This window comes from Crocinitomix algicola (assembly GCF_001661595.2).
In the GTDB taxonomy this organism is placed as follows: Bacteria; Bacteroidota; Bacteroidia; order Flavobacteriales_D; family Crocinitomicaceae; genus Crocinitomix; species Crocinitomix algicola.
Window position 1 is genome coordinate 39,045 of sequence record NZ_LYPF02000018.1, and the last position, 25,462, is coordinate 64,506.

Genomic DNA, 25,462 nt, shown 5'->3' on the forward strand with positions numbered 1-25,462 from the left:
TTTATTTTGTCGAAAAAGTGATTTATCAGTTTAAATACTTTTAGGTCCTAATTCAATTGCTTCCATGTTTTGAACTTTACCTTGCTCAATTTCAAAACGGAGAATGGTTTTCACCTTATGAAACCCTTTGTATCCACATGCCCCAGGATTTAACCACAAGGCATTTATATTTTTATCGTATTGAACAAGAAGAATATGCGAATGCCCACAAACAAAAACAGTAGGTTGCTCAATATCAATCACCTCCTTCGCATCTTTGACATAACGATAGGGTTTACCTGCAATATGAGTAATCACAACTTTAGCACCTTCACATTCAAAAGTGTTCACCTTAGGCCATGCAGCACGTATGACATGGTCATCAATATTTCCATAGACTCCTCTCACCGGTTTAAAACCTTCCAAATCATCAACTACCGAAATATCTCCCACATCACCTGCGTGCCAAATCTCGTCCACATCCTTAAAGTAATCATATATTTTTGGATCAATATACCCATGCGTATCCGACATCAAGCCTATCTTTTTCATTTTTCCTCAATTTATCTTTTGTAAATTCGCATCGTGGAACTAAATCGATACTTTATACAACTTTCCTACAAAGGAACGGATTTTTTTGGTTGGCAAATTCAACCAAACGCTATTTCAGTTCAAGAATCTATTAATAATGCTCTAACTAAAATTAACAGTGACATTCCAATAAAAACAATGGGATGTGGAAGGACAGACACCGGAGTGCATGCTTCAAATTTCTATGCACATTTTGACACTGAAAATGATTTAAATACGGAAGAAATCACATTTAAATTAAACTGCATGCTTCATAAAGACATCGCAGTTCATCGTCTTTTCAAGGTTCCAAATGATTTGCACGCAAGATTTAGCGCCACAAGTCGAACATATCATTACCATATTCACACTGCTAAAAATGCATTCATTAATGAAACTTCTTGGCATCTTAACCGACCGATTGACATAGTTTTAATGAATAATGCAGCCAAAAACCTTATTGGTTCACACGACTTTAGGTCATTTAGTAAAAAAATGACAAATATAAATAGCTTTACATGTACTGTAACTAAGGCAGAATGGACGATTACTGAAACGGGGTATCAATTTACGATTTCAGCAAATCGTTTTCTAAGAAACATGGTTCGCGCAATAGTTGGAACACTTGTCCAATTGGGTGAAGGTAAGTTGACACATCAAGAATTTCTTGAAATTTTATCCGCTCATAAAAGAGAAGCTGCCGGAATTTCCGCGCCTGCCCACGGCCTTTTTCTTGCGACTATTCTTTATGAAAATGACATACCTTATTTTGAATGACTGGGAGTCAAGAGTTTTTTAAGTTGAGCAACTAACGCAATTATCAATAATAACCATGGCGTCCCATGCATCACTAAGTCAAACCAATCTATCAGCGCCATTGGATGCTCACCATTAATTGCTCCACCTCCAATCAACCACTTTAATTTACCTAGTATGTGAGGATCTCCATAAGGCATCAACCCCAAAGTGATTGACCCTAATAAAAAGACTAAAGTATTCTTCCTAAACCATTCCATAGTGCAATATTAACATTATTTAAACCGTTTTTATGTATCATTTATTACAGAAGTTTTCACACCATCAATAATATTCTAGATTCATACTCGTTGTACTATGGTACATTGATATATTTCAGCTATTTTTGTACCAAAATGAAGTGCAATATATGATACTACCAATTGTGGCTTACGGATCAACCGTACTAAAAAAAGAAGCTGAAGAAATTGAGCAGAACTACGAAGGATTAAATGAGTTAATTGACAATATGTTCGAAACCATGTATGCTGCTAGCGGTGTTGGATTAGCAGCTCCTCAAATCGGAAAGTCTATTCGCGTTTTTGTAGTTGATGCATCTCCTTTTGCAGAGGTTGAGGAAGGGGAAGATCCAGATCCAAAGGCAGAAGGATTAGAGGATTTTAAAAAAGTATTCATTAACCCAATTATTGAAGAAGAAGAAGGAAATGAATGGGCTTTTGCTGAAGGCTGTTTGAGTATACCTGGAATTCGAGAAGAGGTTATGCGAAAACCAACAATCAAAATTTCATATTACGATCAAGATTGGAATTATTTGGAAGAAGAATACGATGGATATGCCGCACGAATCATTCAACACGAATATGATCATGTTGATGGAGTCCTATTCACCGATTATTTAAGTCCCCTAAAAAAACGAATGCTTAAAAAGAAGCTAGTAAACATTTCCAAAGGGGATGTTGATGTAGCTTACCGCATGAATTTCCCAAGTATTAAAAGAGGTAAAAAATAAACACACATGAAAAAATTTAAAATACTCACGGTCGCTTTTGTTAGTTTGTTCATGTTAGCGGCTTGTAATAACAATGAAAGTTCTGCTGATATTAAAACGGAATCAGTTGTAGACACGACCAAATTTTTAGCAGATTTAGAAGCCTTGCAAAATCGGATAAATAATAGTCAAGGAATTCCAAACGAAAAAGACTTAAAAGAAGCTGTTACGTCTTATCAGGACTATGCAGTTATATTTCCAAACGACCCGAAATCACCTGACTACATGCTCCAAGCTTCTGATTTCGCGCATACGCTCGGAAATTATAAGAAAAGCGTTTACATCCTGGATAACATTATAGAACAATACCCCAATTATTCGAAAATGGAAAGCGTAAAATATAATCGTGCGAGTCATTTAGATTTCGAAATAAGAGATACAACTCGTGCTAAAGAAGCTTACCAAGATTTTATAAATACATACCCTAATTCTCCTTTAGTTGCCGACTGTCAATCTAGAATTAAAAACATTAAATATTCCTTGGAAGAATTAACTGAAAAGTTTTTAAAAGACCTAGAGAACCAAGAATCAGCAGCGACAAATTAATCGCAAAAAATTAACTTACCATGAAACTGTTTTTAACTTATGACTATGAGCTGTTTTTTGGTGAGCCAACAGGATCGGTTGAAAAATGCATTATTCAACCCACAAATCATTTACGGGAAATTGCGAATAGAACCGGGATTAAAATGGTATTTTTCATTGATGTGGGATACCTAAAAAAATTGGAAGAATATCGAGAAACCTATTCGAAGGTTAATCACGAGTTTCTATTAATTAAAAATCAAATTCATGACTTGGTCCGTGAAGGTCACGATTGTCAACTACACATCCATCCGCATTGGGAAGATGCCAAACACGACGGTAAAAAATGGTTGATGAACACCTCCCGCTACAAACTTGATGATTTTTCTAACACCGAAATAGAACGTATATTAATCGAATACCATTCAATTCTTGAGAGGTGGACTGGAAAAACTGTTCATAGTTATCGAGCAGGTGGTTGGTGCTTACAACCGTTTGATCGCATTGAAAATGGTTTCCGAAAAATTGGAATTAAAATTGATTCGACTGTATTTCCGAAAGGAAAGTTTACGGCTGGTAATTATTACTATGACTTTACAAAAACTCCAAATAAGTCGAAGTGGAAATTCCAAAACGACCTGTGCAAAGAAAACGTTGAGGGTTCGTTTTGGGAGTATCCTATTTCAAACTACAACTACTCTCCTCTTTTCTTTTGGAGACTCTTTATTTTAGGCAGGTTAAAACCAAAATATCACAAACCCATGGGGGATGGTTACCCGATGTCTTCTCCAGGATTGAGAAAAGAAATGTTGACCAAAGGTAAAGTATTGTCCGCGTCTGTTGATGGTTATTTTGTCACAAAATTAAACGCCGTCTTGAAAAGAAATCAGCAAAAAAAATTTCAAGAAACCGTTATTATTGGACATCCTAAAGCATGCACTTTATTTGCATTAAAACAACTTGAAAAATTTATTCGAAAAAACAAAAATAAACACCAGTTTCTAACGTTTTCAGACCTTGAGCTCAACAAATGAAAATCCTACAACGAAAAGACATAGATGTTAAAAAATGGAATGAACGTATTTTTACAGACCATACGCAAAACATCTTCTCATACAGCTGGTATTTAGACGCTGTGGCACCGAATTGGATTGCACTTGTCGACTCAGAAAACTATCATACAATCGTGCCAATCACAATTTCTAAAAAATTAGGCGTTAAACGAATGTACCAAGCGCCATTTACAAGAGAATTTCAAATTTTTGGCAATGACTTCAACTGGGCAGATGTTATCGCATTTTTAAAAGAAAATAAAATTGCGCGTGGATTTGATTTCCGGGTTGCTTTAGCCAATTTACCCTATAAAAAAGAAGAACGCACACATCAAATTCTCGAATTAAAGCACAATATTGAAGAGAGTTTTAGTAAAAATGGTAAAAGACTAATTAAAAAAGCTCATAAACATTTTACCATTGAGGAAAACCTCGACACAACAATCTTGCTTGAACTCTTCGAAAAACATCTTTCTCATAAAATAAATACCATCTCAAAAAATGAAGTTAAGCTGCTCAACCAATTGATGCAACAGGCACTTGAAAATGATCAAGGCAAATTATATATCGCGAAAAACCAAACGAACGAAATTGTAGCTAGTGCATTTTTCCTTTATGACAACCAACATATCACATATCTTAAAGGGGTATCTACAGAAAAAGCAAAAAAAGAAGGGGCCATGTACGGCATACTCAATAAAATAATAACCGAAAATATCGAAAAATATACACATCTAGATTTTGGAGGTTCTGACATCGAATCAATTGCTACCTTCTTTAAAAAATTTGGAGCTATTGATCGAAAGTATTATCATTATAAAATAGATTATACACCTTTTTGGTTCAAACAGTTAAAAAAATTAAAATCATAACAATGACTGCAAAAACGATTTTACTCATTGGAAGTTCAGGAGGATTGGGCAGCGAATTGGTGAAATATTATAAAGATAAAAACTACAATCTAGCGCTACATTATCACCAACATCCGAATATGGAGCCTTCGGACCGAATTAAAACATATCAAGCAGATATTACGATTGAAAGTGAAGTGAGTAGAATGATTACTCAAGTAAAAACTGATTTTGGCCGAATAGATGTCGTCATCCATAATGCTGGCGTTAGTAAAAACAGTATATCTTGGAAGTTAAATGTGAACGATTGGAACGAGACGATAGCCGTAAATTTAACCGGGCCATTTCTTGTCACAAAATTCGTGACTCCTATAATGCGCTCCCAAAATTTTGGTCGCATCATCTTTATGTCATCTGTTGTAGCGCAAACTGGTTTCGTGGGCACTGCAGCATATGCAGCATCCAAAGCAGGCCTTTTAGGTCTTACTAAAACGTTAGCAAAAGAACTTGCAAATAAAAACATTACAGTAAATGCGATAGCTTTAGGGTATTTTAATGTAGGAATGATCCATGACGTTCCAGCAGAGATGCAAGAAGAATTGAAGAAAAAAATCCCTATGGCAACATTAGGCTCACCCCAACAATTAGCAGCATTAATCGAATATATAAGTTCTGAACAGGCCAACTATTTGACAGGTCAAACGTTAAATTTAAACGGAGGTTTACACAGCTAGCCAATGATACATATAAGCACAAAATACAATTCCATTCTCAACCATTATATTGCTGAGATTAGGGACATCAACATTCAAAATGATCCTTTAAGATTCAGACGAAATCTTGAAAGAGTCGGTGAAATAATTGGCTATGAAATCAGTAAGTCGTTTGATTACGAAACAACTGAAATAACCACACCTCTGGGAACAGCAACTGGACAACTTATGGTGGGACAACCTGTGATAGCATCAATATTAAGAGCCGGATTAACAATGCACAATGGCTTATTAAATGTTTTTGACAGAGCAGAAAACGCATTTATTTCGGCCTACCGAAGACCAATTGGAAAAGACAGCTTTGACGTCCAAGTAGAATATAAAGCATGTCCAGATCTGAAAGATAAAACACTAATTATCGCGGACCCAATGCTAGCAACTGGACAATCTATGCTATTGGTATTTGAAGCCTTATTAAAGCATGGTACGCCCAAAATGATTCATATTGTATCTGCAATAGCTAGTCAAAATGCACTAGATATGTTGGAAAAAAACCTACCGATTCCAGCAGATATTTGGGTGGGTGCTGTTGACCCTATTATTAACGACAAATCATACATTGTTCCGGGACTCGGTGATGCTGGCGACTTAGCTTATGGTGAGAAAGAAACTTTATGAGGTTTACCTATTTTTACTTACCAGCCTTTATTTTAGGAACGTTCAAATTTTTATTCTCTCATTGGACCATACACTTTACCGCTCTGCAACTGGATGACCGACTTAACTTCTTCGAACTTTTCACTCCAGCTACCATGGGTGCACTCATTACTATGCTCTTTTTTTATACGGCTAGCGAAAAACTAATGAATAGGGCTCTACTGAAAAGAATTGAAAAAATAAAAAAAGCCCAAAAATCAGGAAAATCAATAAAACCTAAAAAAAACTTCACTCGAATGAATAAATTAATCGTTCGAACAAAAAGAAAACTGGGTCTTAAAGGCGTCGTTATAATTGCTCCTTTATTTTTATCCATTCCAATTGGTTCGATTATTTGCGCAAAATTTTATCGCCACCATAAAAAAACTTTACCACTAATGATGACAGTTGTCATAACATACAGCTTGTTAATGTCAACTATAATTACCTTGTTTGCCTAATGAAGAAATTTGAACATATTTTTTTTGATTTGGACCACACACTTTGGGACTTTGATAAAAACTCGGAAGAAGCTCTGAATGAACTCTTCTACGCTATGGATTTACATAAGACTATTGAAGATTTCAACGATTTTATAGCAACCTATAAAACAATCAATGCCAAATACTGGTCCTTATATAATTATGGAAAAGTAAATAAGAAAGAGGTAAGAGTAAACCGCTTTATTGACGTTTTCGAAAAGTATAACATACCTAGCCCCAAAAAAAAGGCAGAAGAAATTAGCATTCGTTATCTCGAAATCAGTCCATATAAAACAAACCTTTTTCCAAATACGCATGAAACATTACAATATTTAAAAGAACGTTACAAATTGCATATTATCACCAACGGTTTTCATGAAGTTCAACACATAAAGTTAAACCATTCCAATTTATCTCAATATTTTGATCTGATTCTTTGCTCTGAAGAAGTTGGTGTCAACAAACCCAACCCTCTAGTTTTCAACACAGCCCTAAAGAAAACGAACGCAAATGCTCACCAATCAATTATGGTTGGCGATAATTTAGAAACCGATATTCAAGGAGCTAGAAACTGTGGTATTCATACCGTACATTTCAACCCACTTTTAAAAAAATCAAGCGAAAAATTATCTGAAATTCAAGACCTAAAAGATTTAACCAATTTTTTATAGGATGTTGAGTTTTTATCACATCTTATTTAGAACCATTCTAAACTAGCATTTTGCTGACAAAAAGGTTTCAAATAAATCAATCGATTTCTAAATTTGCCACTTATTCTAAACAAATTCCATATAAGATATGTCAAGGACTATCAAATTAAGGAAAGGACTGGATATTAAATTGCATGGTGAAGCTGAAAAGGTAAAATCTACCGCTGAAGCCAAAGCTTTTGCAATTAAGCCACCTGACTTCCACGGCTTAGTGCCAAAAATGACCGTAAAGGTTGGAGACAAAGTGAAAACCGGTTCGGTTATCTTCTTTAATAAATATCAAGAAGAAATAAAATTCGTATCACCTGTTTCTGGTGAAATAACTGAAATTGTTCGTGGAGAAAAGCGAAGAATCTTAGAAGTACGAATTAAAGCCGATGCTGAAAATTCTAGCGAAGAATTTGGAGCAGTTAATCCGGATAACTTAGATGAAGCTCAAGCGAAAGAAATTCTACTGAAAAGCGGACTTTGGCCATTTATAAAAATGAGACCATTGGACGTTGTAGCTAATCCAAACGATAAGCCAAAAGCTATTTTCGTTTCTGGATTTGACTCTGCCCCCCTTGCCCCGGACTTCGATTATGTTCTCCACGGAGAAAGTGAAGCTTTTCAAGCGGGAATTACAGCTTTGTCTAAATTAACTAACGGAAAGGTTCATCTTACCAATCGTGCTAATGCCGCACATGATGAAGCTTTGAAGGGTGTTAAAGGTGTACAAAACAACACAATTGCTGGTAAACACCCAGCTGGAAATGTCGGTACTCAAATCCACCATATAGACCCTATCAATAAAGGTGAGATTGTGTGGACTGTAAATGCATTAGATGTTGCGCTAATTGGTCGTTCACTTCTTGCAGGTAAAATTGACACTTCTCGTTTGGTGGCATTGACAGGATCAGAGGTTAAGAAAACTAAATATATCAAAACGACTCTTGGTGCTGAAATTGCCGCATTAATTGAGGACAATATTGAGGGTGAAAATTATCGTGTAATCAGTGGTAATGTGCTTACTGGTGATAAGGTAGATCCTAAAGATGGTTATTTAGGTTTTTACCATAATCAAATTACAGTAATTCCGGAAGGTGATGAACCAAAATTCGTTATAACGAAAGGTTGGATGGGTCCTGGAACAGGTAAATTTTCAATCAACAGAACTTATTTCTCATGGTTAACACCAAACAAAAAGAGAAAGCTTGATACCAACCTTAATGGTGAGGTACGTGCGTTTGTTGTCACTGGTGAAATGGAAAAAGTATTCCCTTTCGATATATACCCAATGCAACTCGTAAAAGCGACTATCTATAATGATATCGACTTAATGGAGAATCTTGGAATCTACGAAGTAGCACCTGAAGACTTTGCTTTGTGTGAATTCGTATGTACCTCAAAGATTAACATCCAAGAGAAAATTAGAAAAGGTTTGGATGTCATTCAAGAAGAATGCATGTAATTTGAATTATAAAACTCAACTATTATAATGAAGTCATTAGAAAAATTCATGCGCAAAATAGAGCCCACTCATGAGAGTAAATGGGCGAAATTTCACCCAGTTTGGGATGCGCTTTATACATTCGCCTTTACACCAGGCGAAACGACTAAAAAAGGAGCACATATCCGTGACGGAATCGATCTTAAAAGAACGATGTTCACCGTAATTGTTGCTCTAATTCCTTGTTTACTCTTCGGAATCTACAACACCGGTCATTGGCATTTTGTAGCAGAGGGAACAGCGGGAGAATTCATGGATAACTTCGGAGACAAACTCGTTTACGGTTTAATCCAAGTTTTACCAATTGTTATTGTTTCTTATGCTGTCGGTTTAGGAGTAGAATTTATATTCTGTATCAAAAATCAACATGCGATTCAAGAAGGATTCTTAGTAACCGGAATGCTTATTCCTTTAATTGTACCTGCTGATATTCCTCTATGGATGGTTGCAGTAGCTACTATTTTTGCTGTTGTACTCGGTAAAGAAGTATTCGGAGGAACAGGAATGAACATCGTAAATATTGCATTAACTGCTCGTGCTTTCCTATTCTTTGGTTATCCAACAAAGATGTCTGGGGATAAAGTATGGATGAGTGGCATTTCAGATGTCCCAAAAGAAACACTTGACGTAAATGGGGTTACTGGAGCAACTCAATTAGGCGAACTTGCTACCTTCACTGGTCCTCAAGAAGATTGGACCTATCAAGGAGGAATCAAAGCTTTTGAATCTGCTTGGTCTATTTGGGATTCATTTGTAGGAATTATACCTGGATCTATCGGAGAAACTTCTGTTATTGCTATTTTAATTGGAGCGGCATTACTTTTATACACAGGTATTGCGAGTTGGAAAGTAATGACGTCTTTTGTTATTGGAGGACTCTTTGTTGGATTTTTAGCAAATGCATTTGCCGTTAACGAGTACATGATGCTTCAACCATTGAATCACCTTGTGATCGGTGGATTCGCATTCGGGGCCGTTTTTATGATTACCGACCCCGTAACAGCAGCACAAACTAGCACAGGTAAATTCATTTATGGATTCTTAGGTGGCGCTTTATCTATTGTAATTCGTGTTTTCAACGGGGCATACCCTGAAGGAGTTATGATGGCAATTCTATTCATGAATGTAATGGCGCCTATGATTGATCACTACGTGATTCAAGCGAATATTAAACGAAGATTAAAAAGATTAAAAACAGCATAATCATGGCAGTGAATAAAGATAAAAACAGTTATACCTTCATATTTGCCATAATCATGGTTGTAGTGGTAGGTGCTGGTCTAGCAGCAATTTCCACTGGTTTGAAGGATCGACAACTTAAGAATTTAGATGTCAAAAAGAAAATGGACATTCTAAATGCTCTCAAAATTAAAGAGATCAAAGGAAGTGATACTTTAGATGTTTCCCGTAAAAATGCAGAAGATCTTTATGCTCAATACATCATGACTGATGAGTGTCTAGTATTAAATGCTGACGGTGAAGAAATCCCTGGTAAAGTTGCGTTTGATGTTGATATTAAACAACAATATAGAGACAAAACAAGACCTGTTGAAGAACGTGAATACCCACTCTATATAGCATCTATTGATGGCTCAACTAAGTACGTAATTCCTGTAGTAGGTTCTGGATTATGGGGGCCAATTTGGGGTTATATCGCAGTAGATGAAGATCAGTCTTCAATCTATGGTGCTGCTTTTGATCACAAAGGTGAAACACCTGGTCTTGGGGCTGAAATTAAACAAGCTTTCTTTTACGAGCAATACGAATCTGAAGTAATTTCTGTGGATGGAAAATACAAGAAGATTAAAATTGTTAAAGATGGAACAGGTAGCGATTTACATAAAGTAGATGGTATCACTGGAGGAACAATTACCTCAAAAGGAGTTGAAGAAATGGTAGACCGTACTTTACAGGTTTACGTATCATATTTTAATAAATAATTGATTGATCATGAGTGAAAATCAAGATAAAATAAAAGCACCAAAAGAGCCGCTATTCTCGAAGAAGAATAAGCGCTTAGTAACTGAACCATTGGATGATAATAACCCAGTTACACTGCAAGTATTAGGTATTTGTTCGGCATTGGCTATTACCGTTTCTATCGAACAAGCATTGGTAATGACAGGATCTGTTTTATTCGTTCTCGGAGCGGGTAACGTAGTTGTTTCTTTACTTCGAAACTTAATACCATCTCGAATTCGTATTATAGTGCAACTAGTTGTGGTTGCAGCATTAGTTATTATTGTAAACGAAGTTCTAAAAGCTTTCTTGCCGGATATGGCTGAAAAACTTTCTGTATTTGTTGGATTGATCATTACCAACTGTATCATTATGGGACGTTTTGAAGCATTCGCGATGGCAAATGGTCCTTGGCCTTCTTTCTTAGATGCCGTAGGAAATACACTTGGCTATGGATTAGTATTAGTTATAGTTTCTGTAATCCGAGAAGTATTTGGCTCTGGAAAATTCTTCGGGGTTGAACTATTCGGAGATCGAATTGCAGGTACAGGACTTTACAAATACGGCTATATGGATAACAACTTTATCATCTTAGCTCCATTTGCACTCTTCGCCGTTGCCCTTGTAATTTGGGTACAGCGCGCTAGAAACAAATCTTTAATTGAAGAACATTAATAAATAAGGACATGGTAGATTATATTAATATAGCCTTAAAAGGTATTTTTATTGAGAACATGATTTTTGCCTATTTCTTAGGTATGTGTTCTTATTTGGCAGTATCAAAAACAGTTAAAACAGCGGCAGGTTTAGGCGCAGCCGTAATTTTTGTACTTGTCGTAACTATTCCAGTAAACTGGTTACTCGAAAACTATATTCTTCAAGCTGGCGCTTTGTCATGGTTAGGTGAGGAATACGCAGGATTAGATTTAAGTTTCTTATCCTTCATTATGTTCATTGCTGTCATCGCTTCAATTGTTCAGTTGGTTGAAATGTTGGTTGAAAAATTTGCGCCTGCACTTTACGGTGCATTAGGAATTTTCCTTCCACTCATCGCTGTAAACTGCTCAATTCTTGGAGGTGCCCTATTTATGCAAGAACGTCAATATTCAACAATTGGTGAAGCAACAACATTTGCTGTTGGTTCCGGAATAGGATGGTTCTTAGCGGTTGTGGCTATCGCAGCAATTAGAGAAAAAATCAAATACTCAAATGTCCCTGCTCCTTTAAGAGGGCTAGGAATCACTTTCATCATCACTGGTTTGATGGGTATTGCATTTATGAGTTTTAGTGGAATTAGTTTATAATAGATAGAAGAATGGTACAAGTTATAACAGTAACAGTCATTGTATTTACGATAATAACACTCCTTTTAGTGAGTCTATTATTATTTGTGAAAGCAAAAATTTCCCCGGCTGGTAAAATTAAAATTACAATTAACGGGGAACACGAATTAGAAGTTGACGGAGGTGGAACGCTTTTAAGTACACTTGGTTCAAATGGTATTTTCTTACCTTCTGCCTGTGGTGGTGGAGGAACATGTGTTCAATGTGTTTGCCAAGTTAATTCTGGTGGTGGTGCAATACTACCAACTGAAGAACCGCACTTCTCAAGAAAAGAAATCGCAGATAACTTTCGATTAGGTTGTCAAGTTAAGGTGAAAGAAGACATGGAAATTCATGTTGAAGAGGAAATCATGGGAATTAAAGAATGGGAAGCTAAAGTTGTTTCTAATTACAACGTTGCGACCTATATTAAAGAATTCATCGTGGAAATTCCTGAAGATATGGATTATAAAGCGGGTGGATATATCCAAATTAAAATACCACCATGTGAGGTGAAATTTTCTGATATGGATATAACAGCTCATCCACAAGATCACCCAGGTGAGCCGAATAAATTTGAGAAGGATTGGGCGGAAGGTCCATTTGCTATGCGTCACTTAGTGATGAAAAATGATGAAGAAGTTGTACGTGCATACTCTATGGCTTCTTATCCTGCTGAAGGAAGAAGAATCATGCTCAACGTACGTGTTGCTGCTCCACCTTTCGACCGTAAAACAGGTACTTGGATGAATGTGAATCCAGGTGTTGCTTCATCTTATATCTTTAACTTAAAGGTTGGTGACCCTGCAATTATTTCTGGTCCTTATGGTGAATTCTTTATCAACGAATCAGACGCAGAAATGTTATACGTTGGTGGTGGTGCAGGAATGGCTCCTATGCGATCACACTTATACGAATTATTCAAAACACTTAAAACAGGTCGAAAAGTATCTTACTGGTATGGAGGTCGTTCTAGAGCAGAACTTTTCTATATCCACTACTTTAGAGATCTTGAAAAAGACTTTCCGAATTTTAAATTCTACATGGTATTGTCAGATGCCTTACCTGAAGATAATTGGAAAGAGATGAAAGACATCAACGACACTGAGGGTGATGGTTTTGTTGGATTTGTTCATCAAGCAGTGATTGATCAATACCTGTCAAAACATGATGCTCCGGAAGATATAGAATTCTATTTCTGTGGCCCTCCTATGATGAACCAAGCGGTTATCAAAATGTGTGATGACTGGGGTGTACCACCTGAGAATGTAAGGTTTGATGATTTTGGTGGCTAAAATCAACACCATTACAAAATATACAATCCCTTCAGTTTTGCAACTGAAGGGATTTTTTTTGCACTTTATCGATGATAATTGACTTATTAATATTATCTTATACAAACAATTAAACATTCTTTGTAATTTAAAACCCAAACTAGAGTATGAGAATATTCATAGTAGAAGATGACACTTGGTACGCGCAATTCCTAAAGCACCATATCTCACTTAACCCAGACAACGAGGTGGAAACGTTTGAGAGTGGAAAAGAATACAAAAAAGCGCTGAAAAGAAAACCAGATGTTGTTTGCTTGGATTTTACTTTACCCGATTCAAGCGGTGAAGAACTTCTAAAATTAACGAAAGCTCAATCACCAGAGACAGAAGTAATCATTGTTTCCGGTCAGGAAGATGTAAAAACCGCTATTGGTTTACTTAAGCTAGGAGCCTATGATTATCTAACAAAAGATGAAGAAACTACTGAAAGAATTTGGAACCTACTCATTAAAATAAACGAAAAATCTAGCCTTGTCGAAGAAGTAAAAACCCTTCGTCAAGAAGTAAAAAAACAATACAAAGTTGATCACTCATTTATTGGAGAATCTCCTGCCATTCAAAATGTTAAACATTTAATCAATAAAGCAACAGAAACAACATTAACAATCAGTATAACTGGTGAAACTGGTACTGGTAAAGAAGTTGTGGCTAAATCAATTCACTATAATTCTAATTATAAAGGAAAATTCGTCGCCGTTAATGTCGCTGCAATACCAAAAGACCTCATAGAAAGTGAACTTTTTGGACATGAAAAAGGCGCCTTTACTGGTGCAAATAACAAACGTATTGGTAAGTTTGAAGAAGCAAATGAAGGAACACTCTTTTTGGATGAAATCGGTGAAATGGATTTAAATATGCAATCCAAATTGCTTCGTGTCCTCCAAGAAAGGGAAGTCGTGCGGGTCGGAGGTAACAAACCTATCAAAATCAAAACAAGAATCATAACGGCTACACATAAAAACCTCGCTGACGAAGTTCACAAAGGTAATTTTAGGCAAGATTTGTACTTCCGTTTGTTAGGAATGCCCATTGATCTACCACCGCTAAGATCAAGAGGGAAAGATATCATTTTACTTGCCGATCACTTCTTAAAAGACTTTTGCGCTAAAAACAATCTTAATTGTAAAAAACTCAGTGATGCTGCTGCTGAAAAATTAATGTCACACGAATTTTCAGGGAATGTCAGAGAACTTAAAGCACTAATGGATCTTGCAGCAGTGATGAGTGCAAGTGAAACCATTGAACCTCAAGATATCAATCTCAATGTTGCTGGAAAATCACTCGATGCTATAACAGACAAAGAAATGAGTCTGAAAGAATATAACGAGAAAATAATTAATCACTATATCAATAAATACGATAATAATATAGTACTCGCAGCTAAGGCTTTAAAAATTGGTAAGTCAACTATTTACCGAATGTTAAATAAAAACAAAGCGCTATGAAAGGAATAGTTTTTTCGGAGTTTTTAGAATTGGTTGAAGATAAGTTTGGACTTGAAACAGTCGAACAAATTATAAAGGAATGTGATTTAGCAACTGGTGGTTCATACACTTCAATCGGAACATATGATCATAAAGAAATGTTTGAAATGGTTGGCGTCTTATCTGACATTCAAAACATCCCTGTTCAGCAATTATTGGAAATCTATGGCGAACATTTTTTTACAATTCTCGCTAAAGGCTATCCACAATTCCTAGAAAAAAACGACTTATTTTCATTTTTAAATTCAATTGACAACTACATCCATCCAGAAGTATTAAAACTTTATCCTGATGCAGAACTCCCAAAATTCGACGCAGCGATGAACAATGATAAAACTGAAATGATGCTCGTATACCGTTCAAGTAGAAAAATGTCGAGTTTTGCTATTGGTTTATTAAAGGGGGCTGCTACCTTTTACAACCAAGAAACCAATATCTCAAAAATCAAAGAAGAAAACAACGGCGAAATTGTTACAATTAAAATTACCTTAGTCTAGTGATTGATCCATCCATTTATAAAAAAGCCTTACAGCGCGAACGAGAAGCCAGAAAAGAAGCTGAGAAAATCTTAGAAGATAAAGCAGTTGAACTATACAACGCCAATCAGCGATTACAAAAACTGAACACAGAATTAGAAAAGGAACTCGAAGAAAGAATCGAGTCATTTAAACAATCTGAAATTCGTTTTTCTAAAGTAATATCTGAAGCAACCGACGTCATTTACAATTCGACACTAACAGGTGACTTTACCTTTGTCAATAAAAAAGCAACCATTTTAACTGAATATACGGAGGAAGAGTTATTAACTATGAACTATTCTGAGCTTGTAACCTCCCCACCACTTGAAGAATTAAGAGAATTTTACCAAAATCAAGTAAAAAATGATGTTCTAACAAGTTACGTCGAATTTCAGATTAAATCAAAAACAGGTAAAAAATATTGGCTTGGACAAAATGTTCAGCTGGTAAAAACGAAGGGGGAAACTACTGGTTTCTTAGCCATCGCAAGAGACATTACAGAAAGGGTTAGAGCAAACGAAGAGTTGAGAAAAAGTGAAGAGAAATACCGTAAACTTCTGGAAAACATGAATCTTGGAATGATAGAAGTTGGTAAAGAAGGTAGATTAACAAAAGTTTACGAGAGCTTTTGTGAACTTACGGGGTATTCGAGAGAAGAGCTATTGGATGAAAATTCTGATATAAATCTACTAGCGCCTGAATCGTATAATACTGTAGAAGAACATATGAGGCTTAGAAAAGAAGGTAAAGCTACAGTTTATGAAGTAAAAATGATTCGTAAAGATGGCAAGGAAATTTGGGTCTTGATTTCTGGAGCTCCTTACTATGATGATGATGGAAATATTAATGGCAGCATAGCTGTACATCTTGATATCACAGCGAGAAAAGTGGCTGAGAATAATTTAAAGGATGCTAAAGAAATGGCCGAAGCTTCGAGTAGAGCGAAAGAGATATTCTTGGCCAACATGAGTCATGAAATTCGTACCCCGCTAAATGCCGTTATAGGTTTATCACAACTTTTAGCAAAATCAAAATTGGATAAATCGCAAATTAATTATGTCTCTACGATAAAATCGTCTGCCACTACCCTACTCGGTTTAGTTAATAATATTCTTGATTTTTCAAAGATTGAGTCAGGTGAAATGCATTTGGAAAAAACACCATTTAATATAAACGAACTTGGGGTAAATGTGGTTAAATTATTTAACTACCGAGCAAATGAAAAAAACATTCGTATTGAATTTAACACAAATTTACCCACAAATGCTAGCTTTAATTCGGATCAACTTCGCTTAAATCAAGTTTTAGTGAATTTGGTCAACAATGCAATTAAATTCACCAATCGAGGTACGGTAAAATTATGTATTAACAAGCAAGACGATGGTGAGATTTTGTTTGAAGTAATTGATACAGGAATTGGAATATCAGAAGATAAAATTGAAACAATTTTTAGTGAATTTAAACAAGAAAACGAAAAAATTGTAAAACAATTTGGAGGAACAGGACTTGGGTTAAGTATTTCTAAAAGTTTAGTAGAACTGTTTGGTGGTGAACTAAAAGTTAAAAGTGTAAAAGGAGAAGGATCGACCTTCTATTTTAAAATCCATCTGAAGGCCTGTAATGATGAAAAAATTGAGGTTGAAGAACTAATTGATGAAAGTTTTGATTGGACAAAAGTTGATATTCTATTGGTGGAAGACAACGTAGTCAATCAATTTGTTGCCTCAAAATTTATCACAGATTGGGGAGCTAAATTAACAGTTTGTGATAATGGCGAACGAGCTTTGAAAAAATTAAACGAACGAACAGATTTCTCACTTATTTTAATGGATATACAAATGCCTGTAATGAATGGTGTAGAATGTACCGAAGAAATTCGCAAAAACCTCAAATTAGAACTACCTATTATCGCTCTAACTGCGAATGCCGTTAAAGGAGATCGTGAAAAATTCATTGCCATAGGAATGGATGATTATGTTTCAAAACCTTTTGATGAGCAGCAGCTCAAAAAAACAATAATTAAACAAATAAAAATTAACTCAATAAAAGGAACTCCCATGCCAAAAGACTTACAAGACAGACAAATCTTCACTACAGAAAAGTTGGAATCAATGAGTCATAACAATCCTGACTTTATAAAAAAAATGCTTCAAATTTTCATGGAAGAATCAGAAAAGCAAATTCCTTTAATGAAACTTTCAGAGGGTGAAGACAATGTATCAAAACTAGCGCATAAAATAAAACCTTCAATTGACACAGTTGCTGATAGTATTATGGCACAAGATGTTCGTAAAATTGAAAATAAAGAATTCATTGATGAACCTCAGATGATTGAAGAATTTGCAAAAGACTGGAAAGAACTGGTCCGACAAATTAAAATTTATCTCTCAAATTGAGGATTTATTCCCAAAATGGGAAAATATTGAATCTCTAAAAAACTCCAAACCCCCTATTAATAAAGAGATTTTAATGACTGGCATGATTTAGGTCTTACTTAGACCAAACGAAGATCATGGAAAACTTAACAATTTTAAAACTCAATACTTTCGACCAGTATTTCTGGTCTGCAAAGTTAGGATTTGACAAAACATTTACGCTACTCGATTATTCTGAAGAAAATCTCAATCAAACTGCAGCAGTAGCCCAATCTATCATTGTAGACTTTTATTTTAGTCAAACTTCATTGGATGAAGAACAAGAAATAACGCTCAGCATACTCAACGCGCTTAGAAATTCCGGTAGAAAAACAACGCTTTTCTTATTAAGCCCTTCGTATGCAGGAGAGACAATTCGAAAGTTTACTGTCGATCGAACTGAAATCATTAAACATAATTTTTCAATGCAAATGATTGAAGAAATTACTCAAAAATTAAACAACACTAATAAAGCATCATAAAAAACACACCACCATGAAAAATCACAAAGTATACATTATTGAAGACAACTTCTTTTACGGAAGTATCATTAAATCAAGAATAGAAAATTTAGGTTATTTAGACGTAGAATTATTTACCACAGGTGAAGCGTTTATGGAGAACATACACGATCAACCAAGTGTTGTATTTATTGATCACGTGCTACCAGACTATGAAGGATTGACAATCTTAAAGGAAATTAAAAGCACTTATCCTCAAATTCAGTGCATAATGTTATCCGGACAAGAAGAAATAAAAGTGGCCATTGATTCATTAAAATTTGGCGCAACAGATTACCTGGTAAAAAATGCCGATGATGGCGCACTTCGCATAAATGAGGTTATTAGGGACTGCATAAAAATTAATGAACTACAGAGCCAACCCAAAAAGAAAAGAAAGAGATTAGGTATTTTACCAAGCTTCCTATGAAAAAAATACTTTATATTATCATACTCGTTCAATTAAGCAGCTGTGCCAATTACAACATGTTTAAAGGGAATAAACGAAGTAATGATGAAGATCTATTTGAATTGCTTAATGACAGCTATGCTCCAACAATCGCTCCTGACGATAAGCTATCTTTTAGTGTTTGGAATCATGATGATATGAGTGTCGGTTCTGCATACAGCATTTACAACACCAATGAAGCCTTTGGAAAATGGTTAATTGTTTCGAAAGACTCGCTCGTAAAAGTACCTCATCTAGGAGCAATCAACATTGTAGGTCTCACACTTTCAGAGGCCGAGCAGTTCATTGAAAAGCAACTAAGTAAAACAATTAAAAATCCCATTGTAGAAATTAAGATTTTAAATGCAGAAGTGAGTATATTAGGAGAAGTTAAAAAACCAGGCAAATACCTGATTGAAAAAGACCTAAACACCTTAGTTGAATTTATTGCTGAAGCACAAGGCCTGACCTCCTTTGCTCAAAAGAAAAAAATTCAAGTCATTCGTGACAATATTAGTTATAGAATTGATTTGACAAGAATACGGGATATTGATGCCAATAATATTTACCTTAAATCAGGAGACATTCTGTATGTTCCTGCAGTAAGAAGTAAAAAACTGCATGAAAGAGCCCCTACTTTAATTCCGTTCGCAACAATGCTTACATCCATTGGTGTGTTAGTGTCAGTACTTGGAGAATAATTAAAGTATGTTAGAAATACATAAAATAAAAAACATTCTCATAACCCTAATTAAAGGTTCGCCGATAATTATTGGATGTTTGGCTATTGGCTTATTCATCGCCAACCGGGTAATTCGTTATTCCACGCCAAAGTTTCAAAGCATGGCGAAAATAAAACTGGATGACTTTAAATATGGAATGTCCGGAAATAACCTATACGAAGACTTTGATGTATTTACCTCCGAAAACAAAATAGAAACAGAAGCGGAAATTTTAAAGTCTCACTTACTGGTAGGACAAACATTAGATAAGTTAAATATTCAATATAAAATATGGCGTAAAGGTAGGCTCAAGACCACCTTACTTTACGAAGACTTTCCTTTTTCGGTCGAACTAAGCCCTGAATTTAACCTGCACAATGAGCCTTTTGAAATTTTAATCAGCGGAGATAAAATCAGCCTAAAATATCCCGATAGTGAAACAACATTAACCAGTGGAAAATTTAACTTACCAATTCAACTGGATGAAGAAAATTATATCATTCTACGAAAAAATCTTAAATTACTGAAGAAAAGAAAATTAGATCTTAACGGAGTTTACCTATTTGAGGTCCCGTCTCGTTCTAAAGCAATTGCTGAAGCTCAAAAAGACCTGGATGTTAAAGCTATAGACAAAGAAATTGCTGTTATTCGAGTAGTTTATAAACATGAAAACCCCAAATTAGCAGCAGACTTTACTAACGCTTTGTGTGATGCCTACATCAATGACTACATTAGCTCGAAATCCAAAGCAGCTGAAAAAACCCTCACTTTCATTGAAGAAAGAATGCAGTCCATTTCGAATAACTTATCAAAAGCGGAAAATAATTTAGAAGATTTCAAAATTCAAAATAGCGTTGTTAATACTTTACAAGAAACGGAAACAGGCTTAAGGGAGATTTCAAAACTTCGCCTACAACTGATCAACCTCGAAACCGAACAAGAAGCTACCAAAGATTTAGAAGCATATATCGCAACCGGAGATTATTATGAAGGCACCGCAATTAATTTTGGGTTTGGTGACTTGGTTTTAACCGAGCTCGTTAAAAAATTAAAACTCTATACCGACCAAAAGAAAGATTTGTTGATTAAGTACACCGAACAAGATGAGCAGGTAATCAATGTGAATGCAAAAATTGATGATATTGAAAACTACATCAAAGAAGCTGTTCGCAGAAATCTAATCAACCTTGAAACCAAACAAAAAGAAATTAGTACAGCTTTAGCAGAATTGGAACAACAATTTGTAAACATCCCAACACGAGAAAAAGAAATGCGCGTTTTAGAACGTGAATTCATGAATAATGAGATGATCTACAATTTCCTTTTTCAAAAAAGATTAGAAGCTCAAATAGCATCACAGGCATTGATGTCCTTTCACCGTATCATTCAACCTGCTACCATCAGTAAAAAACCTGTTTCTCCCAACAAGACCTTAATCATATTTGTAACTGGGTTTTTGAGCATACTCATCGGAATTTTGTTTGTATTCACCAGAAAATCGGTCAGTGGAAAAATAATGACAAAAGCTGATGTTGAAAAACTATCTTCAATTCCGGTAATTGGAACAGTTAAAAGGAAAAGTCAAACTGAATTCCCTCAAATTGCCGCAAATTTAGTTGCAAAAACGAAAGAAAATCAACGCACCGTTCTCATCACATCTGCTGTAAAAAAGGAAGGCAAAACTTACCTCACTACTGCGTTAGCTGACAGCTTTAAAAAAATGGGATACACAGTAGCGGTATTAGACTTCAATGTACATCATTCCAATAAAAGATCAGATTTTTTTATTGAGGAGCTATTGCAAGAAAACAATCTTGAAGGAAAAGACAGTATTACAATAGGCTTTAAACCGAATACAGAAAATGCATCTTTTGTTTTGGCGCATAAAAACTTTAAATCAGTGATTGAAGCAATTCAAAATAAATTTGATATCGTTTTAATTGATACACCTGGTTCTATTATTACTCCGGACGCCGAGGTACTCATGCAATACGCTAACCTAGGATTATATATCGTTCGTTCAAATGTTTCAAAAGCGCAGTACACAAAAAGTGTAGACCTTTTACAAGAAGAAAACCCTAATTGTGAACTATATATTCTTTTAAACGGAGTTGATCGTTCAACTAATTTCTCAGGAACGTTTAATGGTTCTCGATTAAATTATAACAAAAGACCCAAAGGAATTTTCAAATTGTTCAAATACTATTACAAAACATACATCAGTACCAAATAATAATAATGAGAGCCCAAATAAAAACATATTTCTATAAATCCTTGTCTTTTGCTGACCAGGGAATAGTGTCGGGTTCTAATTTTATTATCGCCATAATGATTTCTCATTTCGCTGGTGTTAAAACTTATGGTGAATTTTCGCTGTACTGGTTGTATTTTTTTCTCGTTCAAGCTATTCTTACATCATTCATAGGATTGCCTTTTCTGGTGCTTGGTAATAAAAAAAAAGATAATGAGCGCTATTTTAAGACGAACTTAGTCCTTTTAAATCGGCTAACGGTACTTGTGTTTATACTTGGAGTGATTGGTTTAGTTGCTTTACGCTCGATGAATTTCTTTCCGATTAACATTGACCTTATTTTTAGCTTGCCTCTAGCAATCAGTTTATTTGTAATGCATGAACAGCATCGCAGGTATTTTTTGGCAAAGCACCAAAATAACCCACTATTAATAATTGATATAATCGCTTATGGAGGCATTTGTTTAACGCTTCTTGTTCTAGGTGTAATTGGACAATTAGATCTTTCCACAATATTCATTGCGTATGGCTTCATTGGACTTTTCGCTAATATCGCATTTCATATTCTCATTAAAAGTAATTTTGAATTAACCTCCACGACTGGTGTACCATTTAAAGAAAATTGGATTTTTTCGCGCCATTTAATCTTCACAAATATTATACAATGGTCTTCTACTAATTTTCTGCTGGTCAGTCTCTCGACCTTAGCCGGAACTAAAGTGGTAGGTACAGTTAAACTCATTCAAAATTTAATGGGAGTTCTTCATATTTTCTTCGCTACATTAGAGAATATTATTCCTCCAAAAGCCTCATTTCTTCTTCATCAGCATTCAAAGCAACATTTTCAACATTATTTTAAATCCATTTCTTTTAAAATGGGGGCCGTTATATTATCACTTTTAGGTCTTTTGTGGTTGTTCGATGAAGAAATTTTAACTTTTTTATATGGCCTGGAGTTAAAGTCTTCTACGGCTATTTTACAAATGTTTACACTCCTCTATCTCTTTATTTTTGTTGGCACGTTATTGCAGATTTATCTCAAAACTTTAGAAATCAACGGAGGAATTTTAATTGCTTATTTATTGAGTCTACTCTTTTCTCTTACTTGCTCTAACTACTTAATTTCACAATTCTCAGTCATGGGCTATGTTTATGGGTTAATGATCCTACAAGTCATTGCTATCTCAACTTACCTCATCACACTAAAGTATAAAAAGACATGACAAAAAAAATTATTCATATAGCTCTTGGAAAAGCAAATCCAAATCGTATGAATGGTGTTAACAAGGTCATTCATAGTTTAATTTCAGCGCAAGTTGAAATGGGAGTTGATGCAGAACTTTGGGGAATAACATTTAATACAACACATAATTATCCGACTAGAAACTTTAAAACGTATACTTTTTTAGACTATCGATTTAAATTTAAATTAGATTATTCTTTAAAAGAAGCCATTAAAAGTCTTAAAAATAAAACCAATCATTGCTTCCATCTGCATGGTGCATTTACTCCTCAACTTTATAGTGTAGCGCGTTTATTAAAAAAGTATCGAATTCCTTACATTCATACTCCTCACGGAGGTTACAACCTTAAAGCTCTTGAAAAATCCAATCTTCGTAAAAAATTATACATCGTTTTTTTTGAACGTTTTTTGGTCAATAATGCACACGGAATTCAACTAATAGGTCAATCAGAAGTGGAAGGTTTAAACCGATATTTTAAACCAAAAAAATATGCTTTCATTCCAAATGGACAAGAGAAATTATTAGACAAAATTCCACCAAAAACAAAAGGTGAGCCTTTAAACCTTGGCTATCTAGGACGAATTGATATTCATACGAAAGGATTAGACATTTTGTTTGAAGCATTAGCAATTGTAAAAGATACCGTCGAAATACGACTAAGTATTATCGGTGAAGGTGGAGAATTAATTGATTTAAAGACAAAAGCTGATGAACTAGGACTGTCAGAGTTTATAGATTTTAAAGGCGCTAAATTTGGAGAAGAAAAATATAAGTGTCTTGAGCAACTTGATGTTTTTTGCTTAGTCTCTAGGAATGAAGGGTTACCTGGAGTCGTGTTGGAAGCTGCTGCCGTTGGAGTACCTTCGATTATATCGATAGGTACAAATATGCGCCCTTATGTTGAGCCAAACAATGCAGGCTGGATTTTAACGAATTACAATGCTAAGGCTTTGGCTGAACACATAATAGACATCAACCAGGAAAAACAAAATCATACACTTTTAGAAAAATCTGAAAATGCGCTCTGTATGATAGACAAAGTCTTTTCATGGCGTAAAATTGCCGAAGAATTAGGAGATTTATATGCTTAAAAAGGAGCCATATTTTTTGCGTAATATTGAGTGGATACTCACCTTAATTTTGTTCATTAAAATTGCTGGTTATTTTTCGATTACAGACATTAAAATTATAACCCAAATATTTAAAGTGATCAGTCGTGTGGGGATGACAGGAGTTATATTATTACTGTTAATGAAACTAAAAGCACTTGGCTGCATTAACATCTTACAAATAAGAAATAGTATGAGCGTTCTACTTTATCTCTTGTATTTAGGATTAGGTTTCGCGTCATTTACTTGGTCTACTGACCCAAAATACTCAGCTCTTCAATGGTTTATGACTTTCGAAAGTTTTGTTTTTGTTTATATCTATTTTAAAGTAGTCTATACAATTAACCATTATTTTGACCATCATTTTATCGATTTGGTCAAAGTATTTACAAAAGCAACTTTTCCGATTTTAGTTATTTTTATCGTTGGATCTTTTGCCTTACCCGAATTCTTTTATCGGGAAATGAGAGGTGGTGAAGAAATTCGTTTGGGTGGATGGATAATGAACCCTAATGAATTAGGAATGCTTGCCAGTTTAAATGGTGCATTAGCTTATGTTTTATTAGAAAAAAAAACAGCCAAGACTCAACTTTACCCCATCTTATCAATTATTGCCGCTTTAGTGATTTTAGTCCTTACTTCTAGTCGTTCTTCGCTCATTGGATTTCTCTTAATAATTGGAATATTAGTTTTACAATCCGAGAATAAAAAATTGAAAATTTCCTTAATAGTTCTCACTGTATTAGCCGCGCCATTCGCCATTAAAACAATCATTTTTAAAGATGGTGGAGGTGTTGAAGAAGTACTTTCGATGACAGGTCGTTTACCTTTTTGGACTGCATTGTTGAATGAAGGAATCGTGAAGGAACCCTTTTTTGGCTATGGGTTTATGCGTATAAACTATACCGAATACTTTCAAGGATTAAATACTTATCCCGGTAAAATGACTCACAATACTTTCATGCAGATACTGATGAATCTGGGATTTGTAGGTTTATTTATAGGCCTCATGCAAGTCTTCTTTACGGTCAAAAATTATTTTAAAAATAGAAGTGACAGCTATGCCAGCTTTTTCATTGCTCTATTTATTCCTGTTATGATAAACTCTTTTACGGAGTTTGGAATCTTTGGGGACGCCAACTATGGCATTCTTTTTTGGCAATTTTTAATCTTTCTTTTTGTCTTCGAAAAACGTGCGCACTTAACAAGTTTGGAAAAAGCGTCAATTAAACGATTTGAAAAACGATTTAAGGATTCCCAAAATGGGAATAGCTAGTCCATATTGA

At 35.0% G+C, this 25,462-nt stretch carries 27 protein-coding genes; 25 read left to right on the forward strand and 2 right to left on the reverse strand.

Annotated features, from left to right (window positions below; translation table 11 throughout):
* Positions 1 to 30: 30 nt before the first annotated feature.
* Complete coding sequence (locus tag A8143_RS11755; protein WP_066758959.1) at positions 31 to 531, reverse strand: metallophosphoesterase family protein; 501 nt, start codon at positions 529 to 531, stop codon at positions 31 to 33.
* A 33-nt stretch (positions 532 to 564) separates the two neighbouring features.
* On the opposite strand from A8143_RS11755, the gene truA reads away from it, so the two are divergent.
* The gene (gene truA / locus A8143_RS11760; protein ID WP_245676505.1) at positions 565 to 1,326 is read left to right on the forward strand and encodes a tRNA pseudouridine(38-40) synthase TruA; all 762 of its coding nucleotides are present in this window, start codon (positions 565 to 567) and stop codon (positions 1,324 to 1,326) included.
* On the opposite strand, the gene A8143_RS11765 is transcribed toward truA, so the two are convergent.
* On the reverse strand, positions 1,314 to 1,565 hold the full coding sequence (locus A8143_RS11765; protein ID WP_066758963.1) for a hypothetical protein: 252 nt from the start codon (positions 1,563 to 1,565) through the stop codon (positions 1,314 to 1,316). The two genes, truA and A8143_RS11765, sit on opposite strands and share 13 nt — an antisense overlap.
* A 149-nt stretch (positions 1,566 to 1,714) precedes the next feature.
* On the opposite strand from A8143_RS11765, the gene def reads away from it, so the two are divergent.
* From def to A8143_RS11885, 24 genes are all read left to right on the forward strand, one after another.
* Positions 1,715 to 2,314, forward strand: a complete 600-nt coding sequence (gene def / locus A8143_RS11770; protein WP_066758965.1) for a peptide deformylase — start codon at positions 1,715 to 1,717, stop codon at positions 2,312 to 2,314.
* A 6-nt stretch (positions 2,315 to 2,320) separates the two neighbouring features.
* A complete protein-coding gene (locus A8143_RS11775; RefSeq protein WP_083261359.1) occupies positions 2,321 to 2,899 on the forward strand; it encodes a tetratricopeptide repeat protein in 579 nt (192 codons plus the stop codon).
* 20 nt (positions 2,900 to 2,919) lie between these two features.
* The gene (locus tag A8143_RS11780) at positions 2,920 to 3,912 is read left to right on the forward strand and encodes a polysaccharide deacetylase family protein (RefSeq protein WP_066758969.1); all 993 of its coding nucleotides are present in this window, start codon (positions 2,920 to 2,922) and stop codon (positions 3,910 to 3,912) included.
* Positions 3,909 to 4,802 (forward strand): GNAT family N-acetyltransferase, encoded by an 894-nt coding sequence (locus A8143_RS11785; protein ID WP_066758971.1) that lies wholly within the window; start codon positions 3,909 to 3,911, stop codon positions 4,800 to 4,802. The genes A8143_RS11780 and A8143_RS11785 overlap by 4 nt, the downstream gene beginning before the upstream one ends.
* Before the next feature lie 2 nt (positions 4,803 to 4,804).
* The gene (locus tag A8143_RS11790) at positions 4,805 to 5,515 is read left to right on the forward strand and encodes an SDR family oxidoreductase (RefSeq protein WP_066759188.1); all 711 of its coding nucleotides are present in this window, start codon (positions 4,805 to 4,807) and stop codon (positions 5,513 to 5,515) included.
* Between the two features lie 3 nt (positions 5,516 to 5,518).
* On the forward strand, positions 5,519 to 6,172 hold the full coding sequence (gene upp, locus A8143_RS11795; protein ID WP_066758973.1) for a uracil phosphoribosyltransferase: 654 nt from the start codon (positions 5,519 to 5,521) through the stop codon (positions 6,170 to 6,172).
* Positions 6,169 to 6,651: a hypothetical protein gene (locus A8143_RS11800; protein WP_070138220.1), complete on the forward strand. Its 483-nt coding sequence runs from the start codon at positions 6,169 to 6,171 to the stop codon at positions 6,649 to 6,651. Before upp ends, A8143_RS11800 begins: the two co-directional genes overlap by 4 nt.
* Positions 6,651 to 7,343, forward strand: coding sequence for a YjjG family noncanonical pyrimidine nucleotidase (locus A8143_RS11805; RefSeq protein ID WP_066758978.1), 693 nt, complete (start codon positions 6,651 to 6,653; stop codon positions 7,341 to 7,343). The genes A8143_RS11800 and A8143_RS11805 overlap by 1 nt, the downstream gene beginning before the upstream one ends.
* A 127-nt stretch (positions 7,344 to 7,470) precedes the next feature.
* The gene (locus A8143_RS11810; RefSeq protein WP_066758980.1) at positions 7,471 to 8,832 is read left to right on the forward strand and encodes a Na(+)-translocating NADH-quinone reductase subunit A; all 1,362 of its coding nucleotides are present in this window, start codon (positions 7,471 to 7,473) and stop codon (positions 8,830 to 8,832) included.
* 27 nt (positions 8,833 to 8,859) lie between these two features.
* Complete coding sequence (locus tag A8143_RS11815; RefSeq protein ID WP_066758982.1) at positions 8,860 to 10,074, forward strand: NADH:ubiquinone reductase (Na(+)-transporting) subunit B; 1,215 nt, start codon at positions 8,860 to 8,862, stop codon at positions 10,072 to 10,074.
* Positions 10,075 to 10,076: 2 nt separating this feature from the next.
* Entirely contained in the window at positions 10,077 to 10,811 is a 735-nt protein-coding gene (gene nqrC / locus A8143_RS11820) for an NADH:ubiquinone reductase (Na(+)-transporting) subunit C (RefSeq protein WP_083261361.1), read from the forward strand.
* A 10-nt stretch (positions 10,812 to 10,821) separates the two neighbouring features.
* Positions 10,822 to 11,505 (forward strand): NADH:ubiquinone reductase (Na(+)-transporting) subunit D, encoded by a 684-nt coding sequence (locus tag A8143_RS11825; protein WP_066758984.1) that lies wholly within the window; start codon positions 10,822 to 10,824, stop codon positions 11,503 to 11,505.
* 11 nt (positions 11,506 to 11,516) lie between these two features.
* A complete protein-coding gene (gene nqrE / locus A8143_RS11830) occupies positions 11,517 to 12,134 on the forward strand; it encodes an NADH:ubiquinone reductase (Na(+)-transporting) subunit E (protein WP_066758986.1) in 618 nt (205 codons plus the stop codon).
* 11 nt (positions 12,135 to 12,145) lie between these two features.
* Positions 12,146 to 13,447 carry an NADH:ubiquinone reductase (Na(+)-transporting) subunit F gene (nqrF, locus tag A8143_RS11835; RefSeq protein ID WP_066758988.1) on the forward strand — a complete coding sequence of 434 codons (1,302 nt, stop codon included), beginning with the start codon at positions 12,146 to 12,148 and terminating at the stop codon, positions 13,445 to 13,447.
* Positions 13,448 to 13,593: 146 nt separating this feature from the next.
* The gene (locus A8143_RS11840; RefSeq protein WP_066758990.1) at positions 13,594 to 14,931 is read left to right on the forward strand and encodes a sigma-54-dependent transcriptional regulator; all 1,338 of its coding nucleotides are present in this window, start codon (positions 13,594 to 13,596) and stop codon (positions 14,929 to 14,931) included.
* On the forward strand, positions 14,928 to 15,467 hold the full coding sequence (locus tag A8143_RS11845; protein WP_066758991.1) for a heme NO-binding domain-containing protein: 540 nt from the start codon (positions 14,928 to 14,930) through the stop codon (positions 15,465 to 15,467). The genes A8143_RS11840 and A8143_RS11845 overlap by 4 nt, the downstream gene beginning before the upstream one ends.
* Positions 15,467 to 17,884: a PAS domain S-box protein gene (locus A8143_RS11850; RefSeq protein WP_066758993.1), complete on the forward strand. Its 2,418-nt coding sequence runs from the start codon at positions 15,467 to 15,469 to the stop codon at positions 17,882 to 17,884. The genes A8143_RS11845 and A8143_RS11850 overlap by 1 nt, the downstream gene beginning before the upstream one ends.
* Positions 17,885 to 18,000: 116 nt before the next feature.
* Entirely contained in the window at positions 18,001 to 18,384 is a 384-nt protein-coding gene (locus A8143_RS11855; RefSeq protein WP_066758994.1) for a hypothetical protein, read from the forward strand.
* Between the two features lie 13 nt (positions 18,385 to 18,397).
* Positions 18,398 to 18,832 carry a response regulator gene (locus A8143_RS11860; RefSeq protein WP_066758996.1) on the forward strand — a complete coding sequence of 145 codons (435 nt, stop codon included), beginning with the start codon at positions 18,398 to 18,400 and terminating at the stop codon, positions 18,830 to 18,832.
* Entirely contained in the window at positions 18,829 to 19,551 is a 723-nt protein-coding gene (locus A8143_RS11865; RefSeq protein ID WP_066758998.1) for a polysaccharide biosynthesis/export family protein, read from the forward strand. Before A8143_RS11860 ends, A8143_RS11865 begins: the two co-directional genes overlap by 4 nt.
* A gap of 7 nt (positions 19,552 to 19,558) precedes the next feature.
* Entirely contained in the window at positions 19,559 to 21,805 is a 2,247-nt protein-coding gene (locus A8143_RS11870; protein WP_066759000.1) for an exopolysaccharide transport family protein, read from the forward strand.
* 5 nt (positions 21,806 to 21,810) lie between these two features.
* The gene (locus A8143_RS11875) at positions 21,811 to 23,046 is read left to right on the forward strand and encodes a lipopolysaccharide biosynthesis protein (protein WP_066759001.1); all 1,236 of its coding nucleotides are present in this window, start codon (positions 21,811 to 21,813) and stop codon (positions 23,044 to 23,046) included.
* On the forward strand, positions 23,043 to 24,158 hold the full coding sequence (locus tag A8143_RS11880; RefSeq protein WP_066759003.1) for a glycosyltransferase: 1,116 nt from the start codon (positions 23,043 to 23,045) through the stop codon (positions 24,156 to 24,158). The genes A8143_RS11875 and A8143_RS11880 overlap by 4 nt, the downstream gene beginning before the upstream one ends.
* Positions 24,151 to 25,452: an O-antigen ligase family protein gene (locus tag A8143_RS11885; RefSeq protein WP_066759005.1), complete on the forward strand. Its 1,302-nt coding sequence runs from the start codon at positions 24,151 to 24,153 to the stop codon at positions 25,450 to 25,452. Before A8143_RS11880 ends, A8143_RS11885 begins: the two co-directional genes overlap by 8 nt.
* Positions 25,453 to 25,462 lie beyond the last annotated feature (10 nt).